At 70.0% G+C, this 16,714-nt stretch carries 13 protein-coding genes and 1 pseudogene; 3 read left to right on the forward strand and 11 right to left on the reverse strand.

Translation table 11 applies throughout. From position 1 onward, the window contains the following. Positions 1-36: 36 nt before the first annotated feature. The 6 genes from ACWCP8_RS22800 to ACWCP8_RS22825 all read right to left on the reverse strand — a co-directional run bounded on the left by ACWCP8_RS22800 (position 37) and on the right by ACWCP8_RS22825 (position 5,151). Positions 37-1,305, reverse strand: coding sequence for a cytochrome P450 family protein (locus tag ACWCP8_RS22800; RefSeq protein WP_352269152.1), 1,269 nt, complete (start codon positions 1,303-1,305; stop codon positions 37-39). Further along, a complete protein-coding gene (locus tag ACWCP8_RS22805; protein ID WP_355997803.1) occupies positions 1,302-1,916 on the reverse strand; it encodes a GTP-binding protein in 615 nt (204 codons plus the stop codon). The genes ACWCP8_RS22800 and ACWCP8_RS22805 overlap by 4 nt, the downstream gene beginning before the upstream one ends. After that, positions 1,894-2,247: a DUF742 domain-containing protein gene (locus ACWCP8_RS22810; RefSeq protein WP_352269150.1), complete on the reverse strand. Its 354-nt coding sequence runs from the start codon at positions 2,245-2,247 to the stop codon at positions 1,894-1,896. Before ACWCP8_RS22810 ends, ACWCP8_RS22805 begins: the two co-directional genes overlap by 23 nt. Then, a complete protein-coding gene (locus ACWCP8_RS22815; RefSeq protein ID WP_352269149.1) occupies positions 2,244-2,669 on the reverse strand; it encodes a roadblock/LC7 domain-containing protein in 426 nt (141 codons plus the stop codon). The genes ACWCP8_RS22810 and ACWCP8_RS22815 overlap by 4 nt, the downstream gene beginning before the upstream one ends. Continuing rightward, entirely contained in the window at positions 2,666-4,060 is a 1,395-nt protein-coding gene (locus ACWCP8_RS22820) for an ATP-binding protein (RefSeq protein ID WP_451117784.1), read from the reverse strand. Before ACWCP8_RS22820 ends, ACWCP8_RS22815 begins: the two co-directional genes overlap by 4 nt. A gap of 62 nt (positions 4,061-4,122) precedes the next feature. Continuing rightward, positions 4,123-5,151, reverse strand: a complete 1,029-nt coding sequence (locus tag ACWCP8_RS22825) for an MBL fold metallo-hydrolase (protein ID WP_451117786.1) — start codon at positions 5,149-5,151, stop codon at positions 4,123-4,125. On the opposite strand from ACWCP8_RS22825, the gene ACWCP8_RS22830 reads away from it, so the two are divergent. Further along, positions 5,141-5,407: a hypothetical protein gene (locus ACWCP8_RS22830; protein WP_451117788.1), complete on the forward strand. Its 267-nt coding sequence runs from the start codon at positions 5,141-5,143 to the stop codon at positions 5,405-5,407. The two genes, ACWCP8_RS22825 and ACWCP8_RS22830, sit on opposite strands and share 11 nt — an antisense overlap. Positions 5,408-5,608: 201 nt before the next feature. Here the strand turns inward: ACWCP8_RS22830 and ACWCP8_RS22835 are convergent. Together ACWCP8_RS22835 and ACWCP8_RS22840 are read right to left on the reverse strand one after the other, a co-directional pair. Next, positions 5,609-6,481: pseudogene (locus ACWCP8_RS22835) on the reverse strand (Gfo/Idh/MocA family protein); the annotation flags it as partial. Between the two features lie 282 nt (positions 6,482-6,763). Then, the gene (locus ACWCP8_RS22840; protein ID WP_267000833.1) at positions 6,764-7,564 is read right to left on the reverse strand and encodes a DeoR/GlpR family DNA-binding transcription regulator; all 801 of its coding nucleotides are present in this window, start codon (positions 7,562-7,564) and stop codon (positions 6,764-6,766) included. 185 nt (positions 7,565-7,749) lie between these two features. On the opposite strand from ACWCP8_RS22840, the gene ACWCP8_RS22845 reads away from it, so the two are divergent. Together ACWCP8_RS22845 and ACWCP8_RS22850 are read left to right on the forward strand one after the other, a co-directional pair. After that, a complete protein-coding gene (locus ACWCP8_RS22845; protein ID WP_451117790.1) occupies positions 7,750-8,634 on the forward strand; it encodes an SIS domain-containing protein in 885 nt (294 codons plus the stop codon). Positions 8,635-9,058: 424 nt separating this feature from the next. Beyond that, on the forward strand, positions 9,059-11,107 hold the full coding sequence (locus ACWCP8_RS22850; protein ID WP_451117792.1) for a PA14 domain-containing protein: 2,049 nt from the start codon (positions 9,059-9,061) through the stop codon (positions 11,105-11,107). Between the two features lie 101 nt (positions 11,108-11,208). Here the strand turns inward: ACWCP8_RS22850 and ACWCP8_RS22855 are convergent, their stop codons facing one another. The 3 genes from ACWCP8_RS22855 to ACWCP8_RS22865 all read right to left on the reverse strand — a co-directional run bounded on the left by ACWCP8_RS22855 (position 11,209) and on the right by ACWCP8_RS22865 (position 16,661). After that, a complete protein-coding gene (locus ACWCP8_RS22855) occupies positions 11,209-11,478 on the reverse strand; it encodes a sulfurtransferase (RefSeq protein ID WP_352269142.1) in 270 nt (89 codons plus the stop codon). Between the two features lie 108 nt (positions 11,479-11,586). Beyond that, a complete protein-coding gene (locus tag ACWCP8_RS22860; protein ID WP_352269141.1) occupies positions 11,587-12,612 on the reverse strand; it encodes a TrmB family transcriptional regulator in 1,026 nt (341 codons plus the stop codon). 188 nt (positions 12,613-12,800) lie between these two features. Beyond that, entirely contained in the window at positions 12,801-16,661 is a 3,861-nt protein-coding gene (locus ACWCP8_RS22865) for a S8 family peptidase (RefSeq protein WP_451117794.1), read from the reverse strand. Between the last annotated feature and the right edge of the window lie 53 nt (positions 16,662-16,714).

Below are 16,714 nucleotides of genomic sequence, written 5' to 3' on the forward strand. Positions count from 1 at the left end.
TCGCCCCTCACCCGTTCGGCGTACCAGCGACACGGGTCAGTGGCTGATCGACACCTCCGACGGGTCCGCGGGCTCCGCGTCCGGGTTCATCTCGAGAGGGGTGAAGCTGACCGGCAGATGTACCAGCGCGCGGTGGAACGGACCGGGCCGCCACATCAGTTCGCTCGCCGGAACGGTCAATTCGGCATCGCACAGCTGGCTGGTCAGCTGCTCGATCGCGGTCATCGCGATGAGCAGCGCCGGCTGCTTCGCCGGACACCGGTGCGGCCCCGCCGACCAGGCCAGATGCGCGCTGCCGCCGGAGCGCACGCCCGGGTCCGAAGTGGCGGGCGCGGATTGGGTGTTGGCCGCCGCGTAGGAGACCAGGAGCAGCTGTCCGGCACGCAGCCGGACGCCGTGGAACTCGGTGTCGTGGCGCGGGTAGTGGGCGGCCAGATTGGCCAGCGGCGGGTCCTGCCAGAGGACCTCGTTGATGGCCTCGTGGGCCGTCATCGCGCCGCGTTGCAGCGAGCCGGCGTAGCGCGCGTCGGTGAGCATGTGCAGCAGCGCGTTGCCGATCAGATTGGTCGTCGGGTCGTGGCCCGCGCTCATCACCAGCGTGATCTGACGCACAGTCTCGTCGTTGTCGAGACCGGCCGGGTGGCCGAGGAAGTACGAGGTGAGATCGCGGCGGGGCCGGGCGCGCCGGTCGGCGACGAGGCCGGTGACGACGGTGACGAGATCGGCGTACGCGGCGGCGGCGTCATCGGCGGAGTTGAACATGCCGCCGATGCCCTCGACGATCCGTTCGCGGTCCTCGGGCGGTACGCCGAACCACGTGGTGAAGACGTGCAACGGGAGCCGTCGCGCGTACTGGGCGACGAGGTCACCACTGCCGGAGGCGGCGAACTCCCGGATGAGCCGACGGGCGACGCGGGCAACCTCGGCCCGCAGGATGTGCGGCTCGATCATGGCGAGGCCGTCGTTGATGGCGCCGCGGTAGCGGGCGTGCACGTCGCCGTCGCTGAAAAGTGCGGTCGGCCGGTAGCCGAGCATCGGCAGGACCGGTGAGTCCGCGGGGACGGTGGCCTGCCAGGCCCGGGGGTCCTTGGTGAAGGTGTGGGTGTCGCGCAGCAGATCGACGGCCGCCTGGTAGTCGGTGACCAGCAGGGCGTCGATACCGGCGGCGATCCGGACCGGGGCGAGCGGCCCGTGCGCGCGCAGCCGCCGGTAGTGGCCGTGCGGATCGGCGGCGAAGTCCGGGCCGTACAGCGCCAGCGGCTGCGGCGGCTGTACGGAGCGCACGGAGGCTCCGGGAGGTGTCATGACGGGTCCTGAGGCTGGGGCAGGCGGGTCAGCACATGCTCGGCGAGGGCGATCAGGGCGTCGATGCTGCCGCGGCGTTCGCGGGCGTCGCACTGCAGCAGGGGGGTGTCGGGGTGGAGATCGAGGTGTTTGCGCAGCACCTCGTCGGGGTGGGCGGGGGCGTCCGGGAAGCGGTTGACGGCGACGGCGTACGGCAGTCCCTGCTCCTCGACCATGTCCATGACGGCGAAGGAGTCGCCGAGCCGGCGGGTGTCGACCAGCACGAGGGCGCCGAGGGCGCCGCGCGCGATGTCCTCCCAGAGCGGGAAGAACCGCTCCTGGCCGGGGGTGCCGAACATGTAGAGCACCAGGTCGTCGAGGACGGTGAGCCGGCCGAAGTCGACGGCGACCGTGGTGGTGGTCTTGTCCGGCAGTCCCGCGGTGTCGTCGAGACGGGTGCTGGACTGGGTCATCGCCTCTTCGGTGTGGAGCGTGGGTATCTCCGACAGCGTACGGATCAGGGTCGTCTTGCCCACGCCGAAGGGACCCGTGACGACGAGCTTCATCAGGGTCTGTTCGGCATGCGGCAGATAGCCGATGCCGGTCCGGTCAGTGGAGGGAGCGGAGTCCAACGAGCAGCCTCTCGACGAGCGACCGGTCGGTCTCCCCGGCGCTGGGGATCGGCGGTCGGGTGTGCAGATGTCCGGCGGCCGCGAGGTCCGTGGCCAGGAAGACGGTGGCGCTGACCGGAAGGTCCAGGTGGGCCGCGCATTCGACGACGCTGAGGGCGCCCGGTTCGAGCAGCTCGCACAGCCTGCGCTGTTCCGAGCCCGTGTCGTCGGGCAGGGCCGAGTCGGTGCGTACGAGCACGGCGAGCCGGTCGAGTGCGGGGCCGCTGGGCCGGGTCCGGCCACCGGTGACCAGGTAGGCGGGGATCAGACGGCGTCCTGGACCCGGGGTCATGGCCGGGCGGGGGTGTCCGGTCGGCGGGCGGGTGCGTTCATCGCCCGGGTCAGCGCGGTGACCTGTACCTGCATCTGGTACGCGATGTCGCCGAGCTTGGCCCCGGGTTCCGCGAACAGGGCGAGCGTGGTGTTCTTCCCCGCCGGGACGACGATGGCGAAGCCCCGGTCGGACTCGACGACCGTCTGGGCCAGCTGCGGCGCCTCGACGTCGGTGAACGCGGTGGTGAAGGCCCGGGCCGCGGCGTGCAGGGTGGCGGTCATGGCGGCGACCCGCTCGCCGGAGGCGCGGTCCAGGCCGGGTGAGGCCCCCTCGACGAGGCCGTCGCCGGTGGCGACCACGGCGTGCTGCACTCCGGGCAGTTCCAGCAGCGGGGTCAGCACCCATGCGAGGTCACCGGTGGTGGGGGTAGGGGTGCTCACGTCTCGTCGTCTCCTTGGTCGTTCCGGTCGTTCCGGTCGTTCCGGCAGTTCCGGTCGTCCTGGCCGTCTTTGTTGTCGTGGTGTTCCGCTTCCGGTGGGGCGGCGGGGGCGCTGCGGCCACTGAGGGTGCCCTGCTGGAGTGCCGCCCACGACGCCTCGGCCTGTTCGGGGGTACGGGGCGGCGGTGGGGCCGCCGGGGTCACGGCTGCGGGCGCGGACCTTACGGGTGCCGGGCGGGGTGCGCGGCGGCGCCGGCTGGGCAGTCCGTTGCGCTCCTGGACGGCGGGTTCCCGCTCGGCGGCGGGCTCCGGCTCGGCACCAGCGGTGGTGGCGGTGTGCGCGTGCACCGCCTTCGGGGCGAGGGCGGAGAGGCTGCGGTCGTCCTCCAGCACCGTCAGGAGGTGGGCGGGGACCCGCAGGATCGTACGCATCCCGCCGAACGGTGAAGGCTCGATATGACAGCTGAGGCCGTACTGGACGGCCAGCCGGCCGACGACGGCGAAGCCGGTCTGCGGCGGATCGCCCAGCTCGGTCAGGAGCACTTCGGAGGGGCCCGCCAGCAGGGCGCGGGCCCGTTCGAGCGCGTCGTCGTCCATACCGATGCCCGCGTCGTCGACCACCAGGAAGGCACCGCGACCGCCGCTCTGCTGGACCGTCACCTGTACGTCGGTGTCGGGGTGCGAGTAGGCGGTGGCGTTGGCCAGCAGTTCGGCGAGGGCGATCGCGAGAGGTTCGGCGGCGCGGGCGACGACGGCGAGCCACTCGTCGCGCAGATGGTTGGCCACCTTGATGCGTTCGTACCCGGCGACGCGGGACTGGGCGCCGAGCACGATCTCGACGAGCGGCGAGCTCTGCCGGGCCAGACCCGGCCAGGCGTCGCAGAGCACCGCGGTGGCCTGAGTGCGGCGCAGCGCCAGTTCGTTACGGAAGTCCAGCTGCAGGATCCGCGGGTCGTCGTACTCGTGCTGGAGTTCGTGCAGCAGTTGCTGGGACTGGTTGAGCAGGGACTGAATCTTGGCGGAGGTGCCGCGCATCGCTGCGCGGGCGGCCGCGTCGACGCGCTGCCGCTCCTCGATGACCGCGGCTCGGGCTGCCTGAACCGCCTCGGTCAGCAGCCGCGCGGAGCCGCCGTCGACCTCGGCCGCCTCGCGCAGGCCGGGCACCGGCGCGGTGGGGTGGGAGAGGGCGAGCGCGGCGGCGGGTATGCGCTTCTGGGCCAGCTGCCGGATCTCGTCGGTGAGGGCGGCGGTACGGGCGTCGGCCGCCTTCGCCTGGCGTTCGGCCAGCTCGACGCGGCCCCACGCCACATTGGCGTCACGGGCCGCGTTCTGGGAGCGGACCACGGCCGTCACGGCAGCGACGACGGCGATCAGCGCCACGATCCATGCCATGCCGTCACCGCATTTCTGTTGTCGGGTCCGTCTCCCTGCCCGGGCGGCGGGAGATCCGGCTGTCACCCCGCGCGGCCTGCCGCCCCACGGGACTGCTCCCCTTCTTGCGCGGAGAGTTCTTGAGCGGCGACTTCTTGAGCGACGACGGCGACATCGGTCATCACCTGCAGCACACCGGGCAGTTCGGACCCGTCGAGCTGCCGGTACTCGCTGCCGATCGTCACCACGAGCCGTTCGGCCAGGCCGAGTTCGGGGTGGCGCCGTTCGCCGATCACCCGGCGGGCCGCCTCCAGCGCAGGCACCCCGGCCGCATGGAGGGCGTGTGCGCGATCCCGTACATACTCGAGGTAGCCGATGTGTGCGCGCACCCCGGCCGGGTCGAGGACCGGACCGTGGCCGGGGACGATGGTCTCGGCACCGGTGGCCAGCACCTGTTCGCAGGCCGCGATCACATGGGAGAGGGGGCCCGCCCAGTGCACCGGGTGGTCGCCCGGCTGCTGCGGTGTGGAGGCGAAGATGACGTCGCCGCTGAACACGGTGCGCTGCGCCGGCAGGTGCACGATCAGGTCGCCCGTGGTGTGGGCGGCGGGCAGGGCCGACACCTGGACCGGGCACTCCCCCAGGGTCAGTTCGAGCTCCCCGGTGAAGTACGTGGTCGGCTGTACCGGTTCGGTCTGCGACCAGTCGAAGGTGCCGAAGTGGCGCTTGAGGTATTCGCCGAGCGCGGTGGCCGGATCGCTGCCCTGGACCAGCGCGTGCTGCTGTTTCGGGGTGGGTTCGTAGTGGATGTGTTCCCGGGCCTCGCGGGTCGCGATGATCTCGGCGTCCGGGAGCACGCCCGCGCCCCAGAAGTGGTCCCCGTTGGCGTGGGTGACGATCACCCGGTCGATGGAGGCACCGTCGGGCAGCCGCTTCGTGGACTCGGCCAGGAACTGGCCGGCGAGTACGGGGTCGTACGGGGTGTCGATCCAGATCGCGCCACGCGGCGAGGTGAGCAGGCCGCAGTTGGCGAGACCCCAGCCGCGTTTCGGCGGGAGCCACGCGTACAGGTCCCGCCCCAGCTCGACGAAGTCTCCACCCGTGATCGACATGGACGCGATTATGCCGACCCCGATCCGGCCACGCGTTCGAGCCTGGCCGCCGCGTCTCCTGGTTGGCGCAAAATCGACGGTCGCGCTCGGCAGTGGCAGTCCGGCGGTGACGGTACGAGACCGGCTGCCGGTGCCTCCGTACGACATCTTCCGGGCGATCCGCTTCAATTCACCCGACAGTGCCACGCATCGCGGCGACGGCCGATCGGGCGGTCGCCGCACCGGAATGCGCCGATTACCCACCGAGCATGGCTGAAAACAGATGCGGAGAGATCCCCGATGACGGCACCTGACGGCGCTGCCCCGGAGGTCTTCCCGACATCGCGGCCGGGTGCGGCTAGTACGTGGCGGGCAACGCCCACTACTGGTTGGCGCCGCCGTGGCAGTCCCAGAGATCGAGTGCGGTCCGACCGGTGCTGTCGCTCCCCGGGACGTCCAGAATCCGGCCAGAAGCTTCCTAGCGAACCTGACCGCGTTCGAAGTACGCGATCAGCTCGGGGTCGAGAGCCGGCACGTCGTACGGTGCACCGCCCTCACGCAGCGAGCGGGTCGCGAGCACACCGGCGGCGACGCTCATCCGGGCGGCGACCGGAGAGGTGTCGGTGACACCGCCGGCGCGGACGAACCGGCAGAATTCCTCCATGATCCGGCTGTCCCCGCCGCCGTGCGAGCCGTTGGTCTCCGGCACCCGGTAGGTGATGTCGGCCTCGGCGCGGTATCCGCTGGGGCCGGTGTTCCAGACCTTGACCTCGTCACCCGGGCTGTCGCCGAAGTTCTCCAGCCGCCCTTCGGTGCCGATGACGGTGTAGTTGCGCCAGTAGTCCGGGGTGAAGTGGCACTGCTGGTACGCGGCCACAACACCGTTGTCGAGCTGCATGTTCATCACCGAGACGTCCTCGACGTCCACGATGTGATGCAGGTCCTTGCGGGCCGTCGGCTGCCAGTCGAACTCCCGCAGCCAGTTGTCCGGCCGCGGGGTGTCCGCCTCGCGGCGCGGCAGGCAGCCGTAGACGAGGAGGTCGCCGAGGGCGTTGACCCGGCGGGTGTAGCCGCCGGTCAGCCAGTGCAGGACGTCGATGTCGTGCGCGGCCTTCTGGAGCAGCAGTCCGGTGGTGCGGGTCCGGTCGGCGTGCCAGTCCTTGAAGTAGTAGTCACCGCCGTAGCCGACGAAGTGCCGCACCCAGACGGCCTTCGGCTCGCCGATGTCACCGCGGGCGATGATGTCGCGCATCAGCCGCACGACGCCCATGTGGCGCATGTTGTGGCCGACGTACAGCCGGGTCCCCGTCTCGTACGCGGCGCGCAGAACGTTGTCGCAGCTCTCGACGGTTCCCTCTATCAGCATTTTCAAGCAAAGGCGGGTGGGCCCGTACGACCTCTCGCATACTGTGCCCAGCCTCGGCCGCATCGCCGGAAGTGCCGTCGCGGCACTGGCACTGGCCGCCGGACCAGGAATGTCCACAGCCGCGGCCCACACCATTGGGGCGGCGGTCACGGGCCCGGACATCGTGTGGAGCTGCGCGACTGCACCGGCAAGGCGGACCAGCGGCGGACCGCGCCCCGCAGCTGATCCTGCGCGGCGGTATCCCCGCCGGACGGACGGGTGTCACCGTCACACAGCGATGACGGTGACACCGGCCTCGGTGAAGCGGGCCTTCGCCTCGGGGGTGATGCCGGTGTCGGTGACCAGGAAATCGACCTGGCTGAGATCGCAGACCCGGGCGAAGGCCCGCTTACCGATCTTCGAGGAGTCGGCGGCCACGACCACGCGCTGCGCCTGCTCGGCAAGCAGCCGGTTGATGCTGGCCTCGCCCTCGTGGTGGACGTACGCCCCGCGCTCGGTGTCGATCGCGTTGACGCCCAGTACGGCGACGTCCAGGGTGATTTCGCCCAGCACGCCGCTGGCCAGCGGGCCGGTGAGCTCGTACGACTGGGGCCGGGCCACACCTCCGGTCACCACGATCTTTATCTGCGGCCGGATCACCAGCTCATTGGCAATGTTGAGAGCGTTGGTCACCACCGTCAGCGTCGGCTGGCCGCCGATCCCGGGGCCGGTGTCACCGACGAGGTCGGAGCGCACGGCCAGCGAGCGGGCGACCTCGGTGATCGTGGTGCCACCGGTCAGTCCCACCACCTCGCCCACGGCGACGAGTTCGGACACGGCGCGGCCGATGGCCTGCTTCTCCGGGGCGTGGCGTCCCGTCTTGTAGCGCAGCGCCAGCTCGTACGAGACCCCGTGCGCCACAGCGCCACCGCGGGTACGGGTGAGCAGCTGCTGCTCCGCAAGCTGGTCCAGGTCACGACGGATGGTCGCGGCCGAGACATCCAGCGTCGTCGCGGCGTCCTCGACCTCTACCCTGCCGTGCTTCCCGACCAGCTCCAGCAGCGCGTTCCACCGGGCATCCCTGGACAAGAGAACTCTCCTTACGGGTCCGGGATTCGTGCGCCCATCCCCTTGGGCGCGGTCACCGGACACGCGCAAGCGTCGCACAAGGCTCTGATCAGTCAAGCCTCCTGCAACAAGGATGCTTGATAATGCTTGTAGTTCACCTATAACGTGCGCGAACGAGCATCCCATCACTTGTACGGAGTGCAAAAGTGTCGTTTGTCGAGATTGAGACAGCCAGCCAGCCGGAGTGCTGGCGTCGCGCCGCCGACCTGGCACCGAGCCGGTCGGCCGCCCTGCCCGCCGCCGGCGAGCGCATCGCCGTCGTCGGCTGCGGCACGTCGTTCTACATGGCACAGGCATACGCCGCGCTCCGCGAGGAATCCGGACAGGGCGAGTCCGACGCTTTCGCCGCATCGGAGTTCCCCTTCGGCCGCCGCTACGACCGGGTCGTCGCGCTCACCCGCTCGGGCACCACGACCGAGGTGCTGGACCTGCTGGGCCGGCTCCGCGGCGTCACCCGTACCGTCGCGATCACGGCCGACCCGAACACCCCGGTGATGACCTCGGCCGACGAGGTCGTCGTGCTCGACTTCGCCGACGAGCAGTCCGTGGTGCAGACCCGGTTCGCCACCACCGCGCTCACGCTGCTCCGCGCCCACCTCGGCCTGCACAGCGACGCCGTGGTCCGCGACGCGGAGACCGCATTGGCCGAGCCGCTGCCCGAAGGCCTGCTGGACTGCACCCAGTTCACCTTCCTCGGCCGGGGCTGGACGGCCGGCCTCGCCAACGAGGCCGCGCTCAAGATGAAGGAGGCGTCGCTGTCCTGGACGGAGTCGTACCCCGCGATGGAGTACCGCCACGGCCCGATCAGCATCTCCACCACCGGCACCGCCACCTGGATGTTCGGCGCCGCGCCGGAGGGGCTCGACGATCAGGTGCTGTCGACCGGGGCCCGCTGGGTGGAGAGCGGCCTGGACCCGCTGGCCGAACTGGTCCGCGTACAGCGCCTGGCGATCGCCCGCGCCGAGGCCGCCGGCATCGACCCGGACAGCCCCCGCCACCTGACCCGCTCGGTGGTCCTCGCGGACGCCTGACCCGCGGATGGACATTGTCGAGCGCGCGCTCATCGTTGCGCACAACGGTGTCCGCGGCGGCGCGTGCGAGGGGTTCCTCGCCGCGCCGGTACGGGCGTACGGGTGATCGCCCGCGCCGACGGCGGACACCGCCCGCGCTTTCCCGGAGAGGGCCCGGCGCCGGTCTCCGACCGGCCGAGCAGCTGACGGAGCTCACCCTGGAGCACGGCACAAGCACCTTCTTGCTGCCCGCGCACGCGTCCGATCAGCTGCTGATGTTCGGCGAGGAGGTGGCCCCCGCGGTCCGTGCGATGGTCGCCGCGGAACGGACACGCAGCAGCGGGCCGGAGTCGGAATTCCCGGGCCTACAACCAAGCGCGTTGCTCGCGAGTCTTGATCGTCGGCGGTCACATCCTGCCGCCGAGGATCAAGACTGAAGGAACGCATGAACCGACCAAGAAGCACAACGATCGCCACCGCAGGCGCCGTCGTGCTCGCCACCTCGGGCGGGCTGCTCGCCGCAGCCGGCCCCGCCTCCGCCGCAGTGACCTGCGCGTCACCTGTCTTCAAGCGGACGTTCTACGCGAACACCACCTTCTCCGGGACCCCCAAGGGCACGGACTGCGACTCCGTGATCGACCAGAACTGGGGCACCGGCGCACCCGGCTACAACGGCATGCCCGCCAACAACTTCGGCGTCCGCTGGTCCACGACCCGCGACTTCGGCTCCGGCGGGCCCTTCACATTCGCTGCCTCCTCCCGCGACGGCATACGCGTCTACCTCGACGGCGTCCGCAAGGTCGACCTGTGGAAGAACGTCGCCACCACCGTCTCCAAGACCGTCAACGTGACCATCCCGTCGGGCAAGCACAGTCTCCGCGTCGACTTCGTCAACTGGACCGGCGCAGCCAACGTCAAGTTCGCCTACGCCCCCCGCACTTCGGCGACCGTCGACAAGGTCAAGCCGCTCGTCCCGACCGGGACCACCGTCACCTACAGCACGGCGACCATGTCCACGAAGGTCAGCTGGGCCAAGAACAAGGAGATGGATCTCGCCGGCTACCGCGTGTACCGGCGGCTGAAGGGCACCTCCTACCCCGCGAAGCCGATCGCGACCACGACGTCCACCTCGTACACCGACACGACCGTCCCGAAGGACGGCAACGTCTACTACTACGAGGTCCGCGCCTACGACAAGGCCGGTAACGCCTCCTCAGGCACCGTCGACCTCGGCATCACCACCCTCGACCGGACCGCTCCCGCTGCCCCGAAGGGCGTCGAGGAGAACTGGGCCATGGGCTACCCGGACAAGATCACCCTCTACTGGGACAGCAACACCGAGTCCGACCTCGCCGGCTACCGCGTGTACCGCTCGACGTCCACCCCGGTCGCCCTGACCCCCGAGAACCGGCTGACCGGCGACACGTTGTCGGGAGGCGGTTACAGCGGGCCCCTGCCGCAGACCGGCGACATCTACTACTACGTCGTCACCGCCGTCGACACGCACGGCCACGAGTCGGCGGCCTCGGGCGCGGCGATGTACTACACCCGCGACCTGACGGGCCCGGTGGACACCGCCCTCAACGCGCGGGCCTCGGAGAGCGAGGCGGGCGTCACGCTGACCTGGGACGCCTCCGAGCGGACCAGCCGCGATTTCGCGGGCTACTCGATCTTCCGGTCGCGTCAGCCGCGCGGCGTCGCCGGGGCCCAGCGCGAGGAAGTCGGCAAGGGAGTGAAGGGCACCACCTTCACCGACGCCGCCCCGCCGCCCGGCGTCACGTATTACTACGGGGTGGTCGCCCTGGACCACGCAGGGAACGGGGGCACCCCTTCCCAGGAGGTCACTGTCGCCGTCACCGGCAACACGACCGCCCCCGCACCGGTCACCGGCGTGACGGCCACCCCGAAGGAGAACGGCATCACTCTCTCCTGGGAGGCGAGCAACGCTCCCGGCTTCGACCACTACCGCGTGCTGCGCGGCACCCTCGTCGACGGGCAGTGGACGTACACCCCGGTGCAGGATCCCTGGACCCTGCGGCCGCGCGAGATCACGGCGACGACCTTCCACGACGCCGTACCGGCCGACGGACAGCAGGCGCGCTACGGCGTGGTCGCCGTCGACCAGTACGGCAACCAGCTCACCCCGGACACCGGCGCGACCGTCGCCGACGTCACCGAGCTGGACCTCCGCCCGACCGCCCCGCCGGCGACCGGCGCTCCGCTCACCTACCTCAGCACGAGCCTCGGCGGCCGGATCTCCTGGGGCGGCACCGCCGACAGGAACGAGAACGGCAGCCGGGTGTCGGGTGTCGCTGTCCACCGGTGGAACCCGCAGACCGAGACCTTCGACCTGATCGGCGTGGACGACTCCGGCGCCGGATACTGGTGGGACAGCACCCAGCCGGCCGGCACCACGGTGTACTACCGCGTCACGGTCCGCTACGAGGACGGCACCGAGTCCGGCGCGTCCCAGACCGCCGCCGTGACCGACTGAGCGCACCCGCATCGAGCGCATCCACGCGGGCGGCAATCCGCCAGGGGGACCGGAAGTCGAACTTCCGGTCCCCCTCGCCATGCCGTCGGCGTCGCACGCACTCAGTGACGTCCCGACGGCAGCTCCTCGTCGCCCGTGGCGACCGGGCGGGTCGGGTCCGCCGACCAGGCGGACCAGGAACCGGGGTACAGGGCGGCCGAGCCGATCCCCGCCCGTTCCGGCGCCGGCAGGTCGTGGCAGGCGGTCACCCTGCTGCCGCAGCGCACGATGACATCGGTGTCCGGTGCGACACCGAGGTTCTCGTAGTGCTCGCGCAGCCGCTCCGGCGGGGCGAAGACCCCGTTCGTCGTGCGCCACCACGGTGGTGCCATGACTTCAAGGTTCTTCGGTCCGCAGTTCCCTTCATGCCCTGCCGTTTCAGAGACGGGTCAGGTTCCACGGGCGCCGTACGGCATTGTCCGGCCACGGCCATACGGACGTCAGGCCTCCGTCAGGCGACAGCTCGGACTGACGTCTTCCCGGGTGGTCCCCATCGGGTCCCCCGACCCGGCGATCCATCCCAACCGGGCTGCCTGCCAGCCCAGTTGGATCCGGCTGGTGGCAGCAGCACGATCCATCAGATCCCGCACCCGGCGCTGCACGGTCCGTCTTCCCATCCGCAGCTGTCGGGCGATGCCGGTGTCGGTCAGTCCGGAGAGCAGCAGGGTCAGGAGCTCGATGTCGTCGTCCGTCAGTTCGCTGCGCGGCTGGACGGCCATGGGGTGCAGGGGCAGTGCGGATTCCCACACGAGCTCGAACAGCGCGACCAACGCCTCCAGCAGCGGACCGGGGTGGATGTGGACGACCCGCTGTGCACACGCTTCGCCCGAGCGCATCGCAAGAAGGGCCGTCGAACCGTCGACGATGACCATCTTGACCGGCACATGATTCAGAACCCGGCCCTGCTCCCCCGCCTCCGCGTACTGGAGGACCTCCTCCCGCGACCCGTCCGCCTCCAGCCCCAGCCGGTCGTAGACGGTCCGGAACCTCACCCCCGCCGCCAGTTGTTCGATCTCGACCTCGTTGACGGTTTCGGATACCACGTACGGCGGGGCGTCGAACCGTACGACCTCCCTGCGGGCCCGAGCCTGGATCTGCTGGTAGCGCAGCGCCACCTCGTCGTCGGGGACGACGTCGGCCATGTCCCCCGAGATGTCCGGGCGGGGCGCGCTGCGGTACTCGTCCGCGAGCCGGTCCAGAGCCCCGCGGGCCTTCGTCAGCTCGGTCATCCGCGCGAGGAGCAGCACCTCCCCCGCTATGTCCGGAGGGGACGGAATCAGCTGTGCGGGCTGGTCATCGGTGGTGGTCACCAGCCCCTTGTCGGCCAGTCCGCCGACCGCCTCCTCGACATGCTCGGCACCGAGGCGGAGAAGCTGCTGGATCCGGCCCGCATCGGTGCGTCCTGTGCGAACGAGCAGTTCGTACACCTGAGACTCGGTGGTGCTCAGACCGAGCGTCTCCAGCATCTGCGTATCTCCCTCACAGGCTCCGAGAAGCCCCGTTCACCTGCTGAAGCGGCATCACGGCGAGTTCGAAGCGTTCATGTATGTGATGACGATACGGCCAGTTGTACAGACAGGGCGCCCGGCGCAGGGAATTTCTCACCCCTGCGCCGGGCGCCCGGCAGTGTCCGACGGACTTCTGGTTCAGAACCTCACTTGAGGGCGTAGGCCCGGGTGATGGTCTGGACCGTGCGGCTGCCCGCGGAATCCCAGACCTCGGTCTTGAGGGTCACGAAACCGTTGGTGTCGGCCAGCTTGGGGTGCGACAGCAGTGCCTGGAAGGAGTTGTCGTCCTTACGCAGCATCGCGGCGGACTTCCAGGTGGCGCCGTCGTCGTAGGAGACGGAGACCTTGGCGCCGGCGATCGCCGTGGACCCGGCCCAGCCCTTGGGGCGTGCCGCGTTCACGGTGAAGGTGTACGGCAGTCCGGCCTGTGCCTGGTTGAGCACGTTCAGCGGCAGGTCGTAGTCGAGCAGGAGCACGGGCATGGACTCACAGACCTTGGGCGTGGGAATGAACGCCGTGTCGCAGTCCTTGATGGCCATGGTGGTCGGTGCCGCCTGGCTGAAGTTCCACTCCGTGCGCATCTGGCGGCCCAGGGTGACGCCCGGGACGTCCTTGGTCAGCTTCTGGTCGAGGACGTACCGGTAGTCAGCCTTCTCCTGCGCCAGCTGGCCGAAACCGGTGATCGGCTGCCCGTTGAGGTAGAAACTCCAGGTGCCGGTCAGGCCCGACAGGGTGTGGGTGGGATCGTTGTCGGCACCGTTGCTGCCCGGAAGGTTCTGCCAGACGTCGGCGCGGCAGAACACACACGGCCCGAACTCGTACTGGGACAGGCGCATCGGCGCGTCGAACCAGCTCCGGGTGTAGGACTTGCCCGGGGTGAGGTAGGTGGCGCGCTGGCCGTTCATCCGCCAGGTCGAGGAGCTGAAGCTGGCCGACACGCTCGGCAGGTACGTCACCCCGGTGCCCGCGAGGAAGTAGTCGTCGCGGGTGGTGCCCTGGTAGAGGGGCTGGCCGACGGAGCCGGTGCTCACCTGCAGGGGACCCCAGATGCTCATGTTCTCGGCGCCCAGGCGCCGGGCGCCGTCGGAGTGGAACGTATTGGTGACCTTGGCGAAGTCCTTGACGTCGACGGTCTTGGCCAGGTCGGCGGGAATCCGGTCGTCGGTGAAGTGCGGGTAGTAGGAGTAGCCCGACTCCAGGACGCCCTTCAGGGCGATCCGGACCTTGTCCTTGGCCAGCAAAGCCTTGAGGGTTGCGGCGTTGTCGTACGTGGCGTGGGCAACCGGGATGGTCTGTCCGGCGGGGACGCCGCTTCCGCTCGGCCCGGGAACGGCAGGGGCCACGATCATCGCGACGGCTCCGGCAGCCGCGGCCCTGACGGCCTGGTCACCGGCCTTGGTGACATCGGCCACGGAGACCAGAACGGTCTTGCCCTTGACGTCGGTACCGGCGAAGTCCTGCTCGGTGCCGGCGCCCAGGTCAACCAGCTCGGTGTGCTTGGTGCCCTCGAAGCGCTTCGCGTTCACCGAGGACTTCAGCGGAATGGTCACGTGCCCGGGGCCCGTCACCTCCAGCTGGACCAGCGGTTCGCGACGGGCCAGGGCGGTCTCCAGGCGCAGCGCGCCGATGGTGGCGCCGTCACTGGGGATGGCACCTTGCCTAATGTCGGTGAGGTTGAGCAGGTTGCCGATGCCGGCGAAGTTCGAGTAACCGCCTGCGGTGCCGGGGTCACGGACGATGAACGTGGTCACCTGGCCGTTCTCCAGGGGCCGGTTCTCACCCTTGATGTTCACGCTGAGGTCGGTGGCGGTGGTGCCGTCGACGGTGAGGGTCTGGTCCCGGTCACTCACCTCGATGTTCGGCACGCTGAACAGGTCGGCCGCGTAGGAGACCACACCCGCGGCGGGGTCCGCCGAGTAGAGCGAGCCCTCAATGGAGTACTTGCCGAGCGGTACCGACAGGGTGGCGGTGCCGTTGCCGTACAGGGTCTGGCTCTGCCAGACGTGGTTGTCCATCCCGTGCAGGGTGAAGTTGAGCGCCTTGGGGGTGTTGCCGAAGCGGTCGGTGACCTTCAGCGTGACATCGTGCTGCTCGACGGAGGTGACGAAGCCGAGCGCGGCGTGCACCGACTCGCCGCTGTCGGAGGTGGCGGTGACCGATCCGCCGTACTGGCCGGTCTTCAGGCCGTTGTTGTCGAGCGTGACGGTGACCTCGGCGGTGCCGCCGGCCGGGACGGTGACTCGGCCGTCGGACAGGCCTGCTCCCGACAGCGACAGCGTGCCGGCCGGGACCGCGGTTCCGCTCGCGTCCTTGGCATCTGCCGTCACGGTCACCACGGTGTCGGTCGCGGCGTCGTTGTGCAGCGTCAGGGTGCGGCTGCGCGTCGGGTAGGTGCCCTTCTGCCACGGTATGACGCGGAAGTCGGCGGTGCCGGACAGCTCCAGCGACGGGTCGAGGGCGGCAGGGATGTCGACCCGGCCGTAGCCCTGCTGGTAGACGGTCTGGTCGGCAGCGGACTTGGCGTGCGCGGTCAGCGCGTCCTTGATGCGCTGCCCGGTCCAGTCGGGGTGGCGCTGCTTGAGGATCGCGGCGGAGCCGGCCACGTGCGGGGTGGCCATCGAGGTGCCGCTGGCCGAGGTGTAGTTGGCGTCCACCGGGGTGCCCATGGTGGTGCCGGCCGCGCGGGCGGCGACGATGTCCACACCGGGGGCGGTGATCTCCGGCTTGATCGCCATGTCGCCGAGGCGCGGGCCACGGCTGGAGAAGTCGGCGAGCGCGTCGGACTTGTCGACGGCGCCGACGGTGAGGGCCGCGTCGGCGGCGCCGGGGGTGCCGAGGGTGCTCTCACCGGGGCCTGCGTTGCCGGCAGCGATGACGAACAGGGTGTTCGAGGAGGCGCTGAGCGAGTTGACCGCGTTCGTCAGCGCGTCTTCACCTGGTGTGTCGGTGCCGCCGAGGCTCATGCTGACGACGTCGGCGCCCTGGTCGACCGCCCACTCCATGCCGGCCAGGATGCTGGAGTCCGTGCCCTGGCCCGAGTTGGAAAGGACCTTGCCGATCAGCAGATCGGCACCGGGGGCGACGCCCTTGTACTTGCCGTCGGAGTTGGCGCCACTGCCGGCGATGGTGGATGCGACGTGGGTGCCATGACCGTGACCGTCCTGGACCGTCTGGCCGTTGACGAAACTCTGGCTCTGGACGATCTCGGACTTGATGTCGGCGTTGTTCAGGTCGGCACCGGTGTCCAGCACGGCGACCTTCACGCCCTTGCCGTCGTACCCCTTGGCCCATGCCTCCGGGGCACCGATCTGCGGCACGCTCTTGTCCAGTGCGACCTTCGCCTTGCCGTTGTACCACAGCTTGGAGACGCCGGCAGTGCCGGGGACCGTATCGGCCTGGGCGCTTCTGCCGCGTGCCTGGGCGGGCTTGACGGCCTGCCAGAAGCCCTTCGCGCTGTGCTTGTCGATATGCACCGCGGACAGCCCCAGCCGGGGCATGACCCGCTCGCTGTCGCTGCCCGGCAGGTCCTCGGTCTTCTGCTTCAGGGCAGCGGCGGTCGGCTTCCCCTGGAAGTCGACGATGGCGGGGACCTCGTCGGTCTTCGCGTCGCCGTAGCCGTCCCTGATCATCCGGCTGACGTTGAACAGCTCGCCGTCCACCGTGCTGGAGGCGAGGGCGGCCATGGCGTCCTCGGGGTAGACGTACAGGTCGCCGTTCTGTCCGCTGGAGGTCTGGAACGACTTGGACGTTCCAGCGCCGGAGAGGATGTTCACCGACTGCTTGCCGTCCGGCCCGGTGGTCAGCGCGACCTTGTCCCCGGTGACCAGGGTCACCATCGAGGTGGTCGACCCCTTCTGTTGCGTGGACGGTGCGCCCGAGGCGCTCGGGCCGGTCGACGGCGGCACGGCTGCTATCGCCCCGGGCAGGCTTGTCAGTGACAGGACGATCGCCGCTGCCACCGCGCCGACGGCAGCGGTACGCCGCCGTCTTTCGCGGGTTGTACGCATCAGGACTCCTTACGCAGGCTCAACAGGCATGCGCGTCAAAAGAACTGATGCTC

Source organism: Streptomyces sp. NPDC002206, assembly GCF_053593595.1.

Bases quoted from the DNA above. Each gene is read 5' to 3' on its own strand.
- ACWCP8_RS22800 (WP_352269152.1), bottom strand. From the start codon at position 1,305: ATGACACCTCCCGGAGCCTCCGTGCGCTCCGTACAGCCGCCGCAGCCG.
- ACWCP8_RS22810 (WP_352269150.1), bottom strand. From the start codon at position 2,247: ATGACCCCGGGTCCAGGACGCCGTCTGATCCCCGCCTACCTGGTCACC.
- ACWCP8_RS22820 (WP_451117784.1), bottom strand. From the start codon at position 4,060: ATGGCATGGATCGTGGCGCTGATCGCCGTCGTCGCTGCCGTGACGGCC.
- ACWCP8_RS22825 (WP_451117786.1), bottom strand. From the start codon at position 5,151: ATGTCGATCACGGGTGGAGACTTCGTCGAGCTGGGGCGGGACCTGTAC.
- ACWCP8_RS22850 (WP_451117792.1), top strand. From the start codon at position 9,059: ATGAACCGACCAAGAAGCACAACGATCGCCACCGCAGGCGCCGTCGTG.
- ACWCP8_RS22855 (WP_352269142.1), bottom strand. From the start codon at position 11,478: ATGGCACCACCGTGGTGGCGCACGACGAACGGGGTCTTCGCCCCGCCG.
- ACWCP8_RS22860 (WP_352269141.1), bottom strand. From the start codon at position 12,612: ATGCTGGAGACGCTCGGTCTGAGCACCACCGAGTCTCAGGTGTACGAA.
- ACWCP8_RS22865 (WP_451117794.1), bottom strand. From the start codon at position 16,661: ATGCGTACAACCCGCGAAAGACGGCGGCGTACCGCTGCCGTCGGCGCG.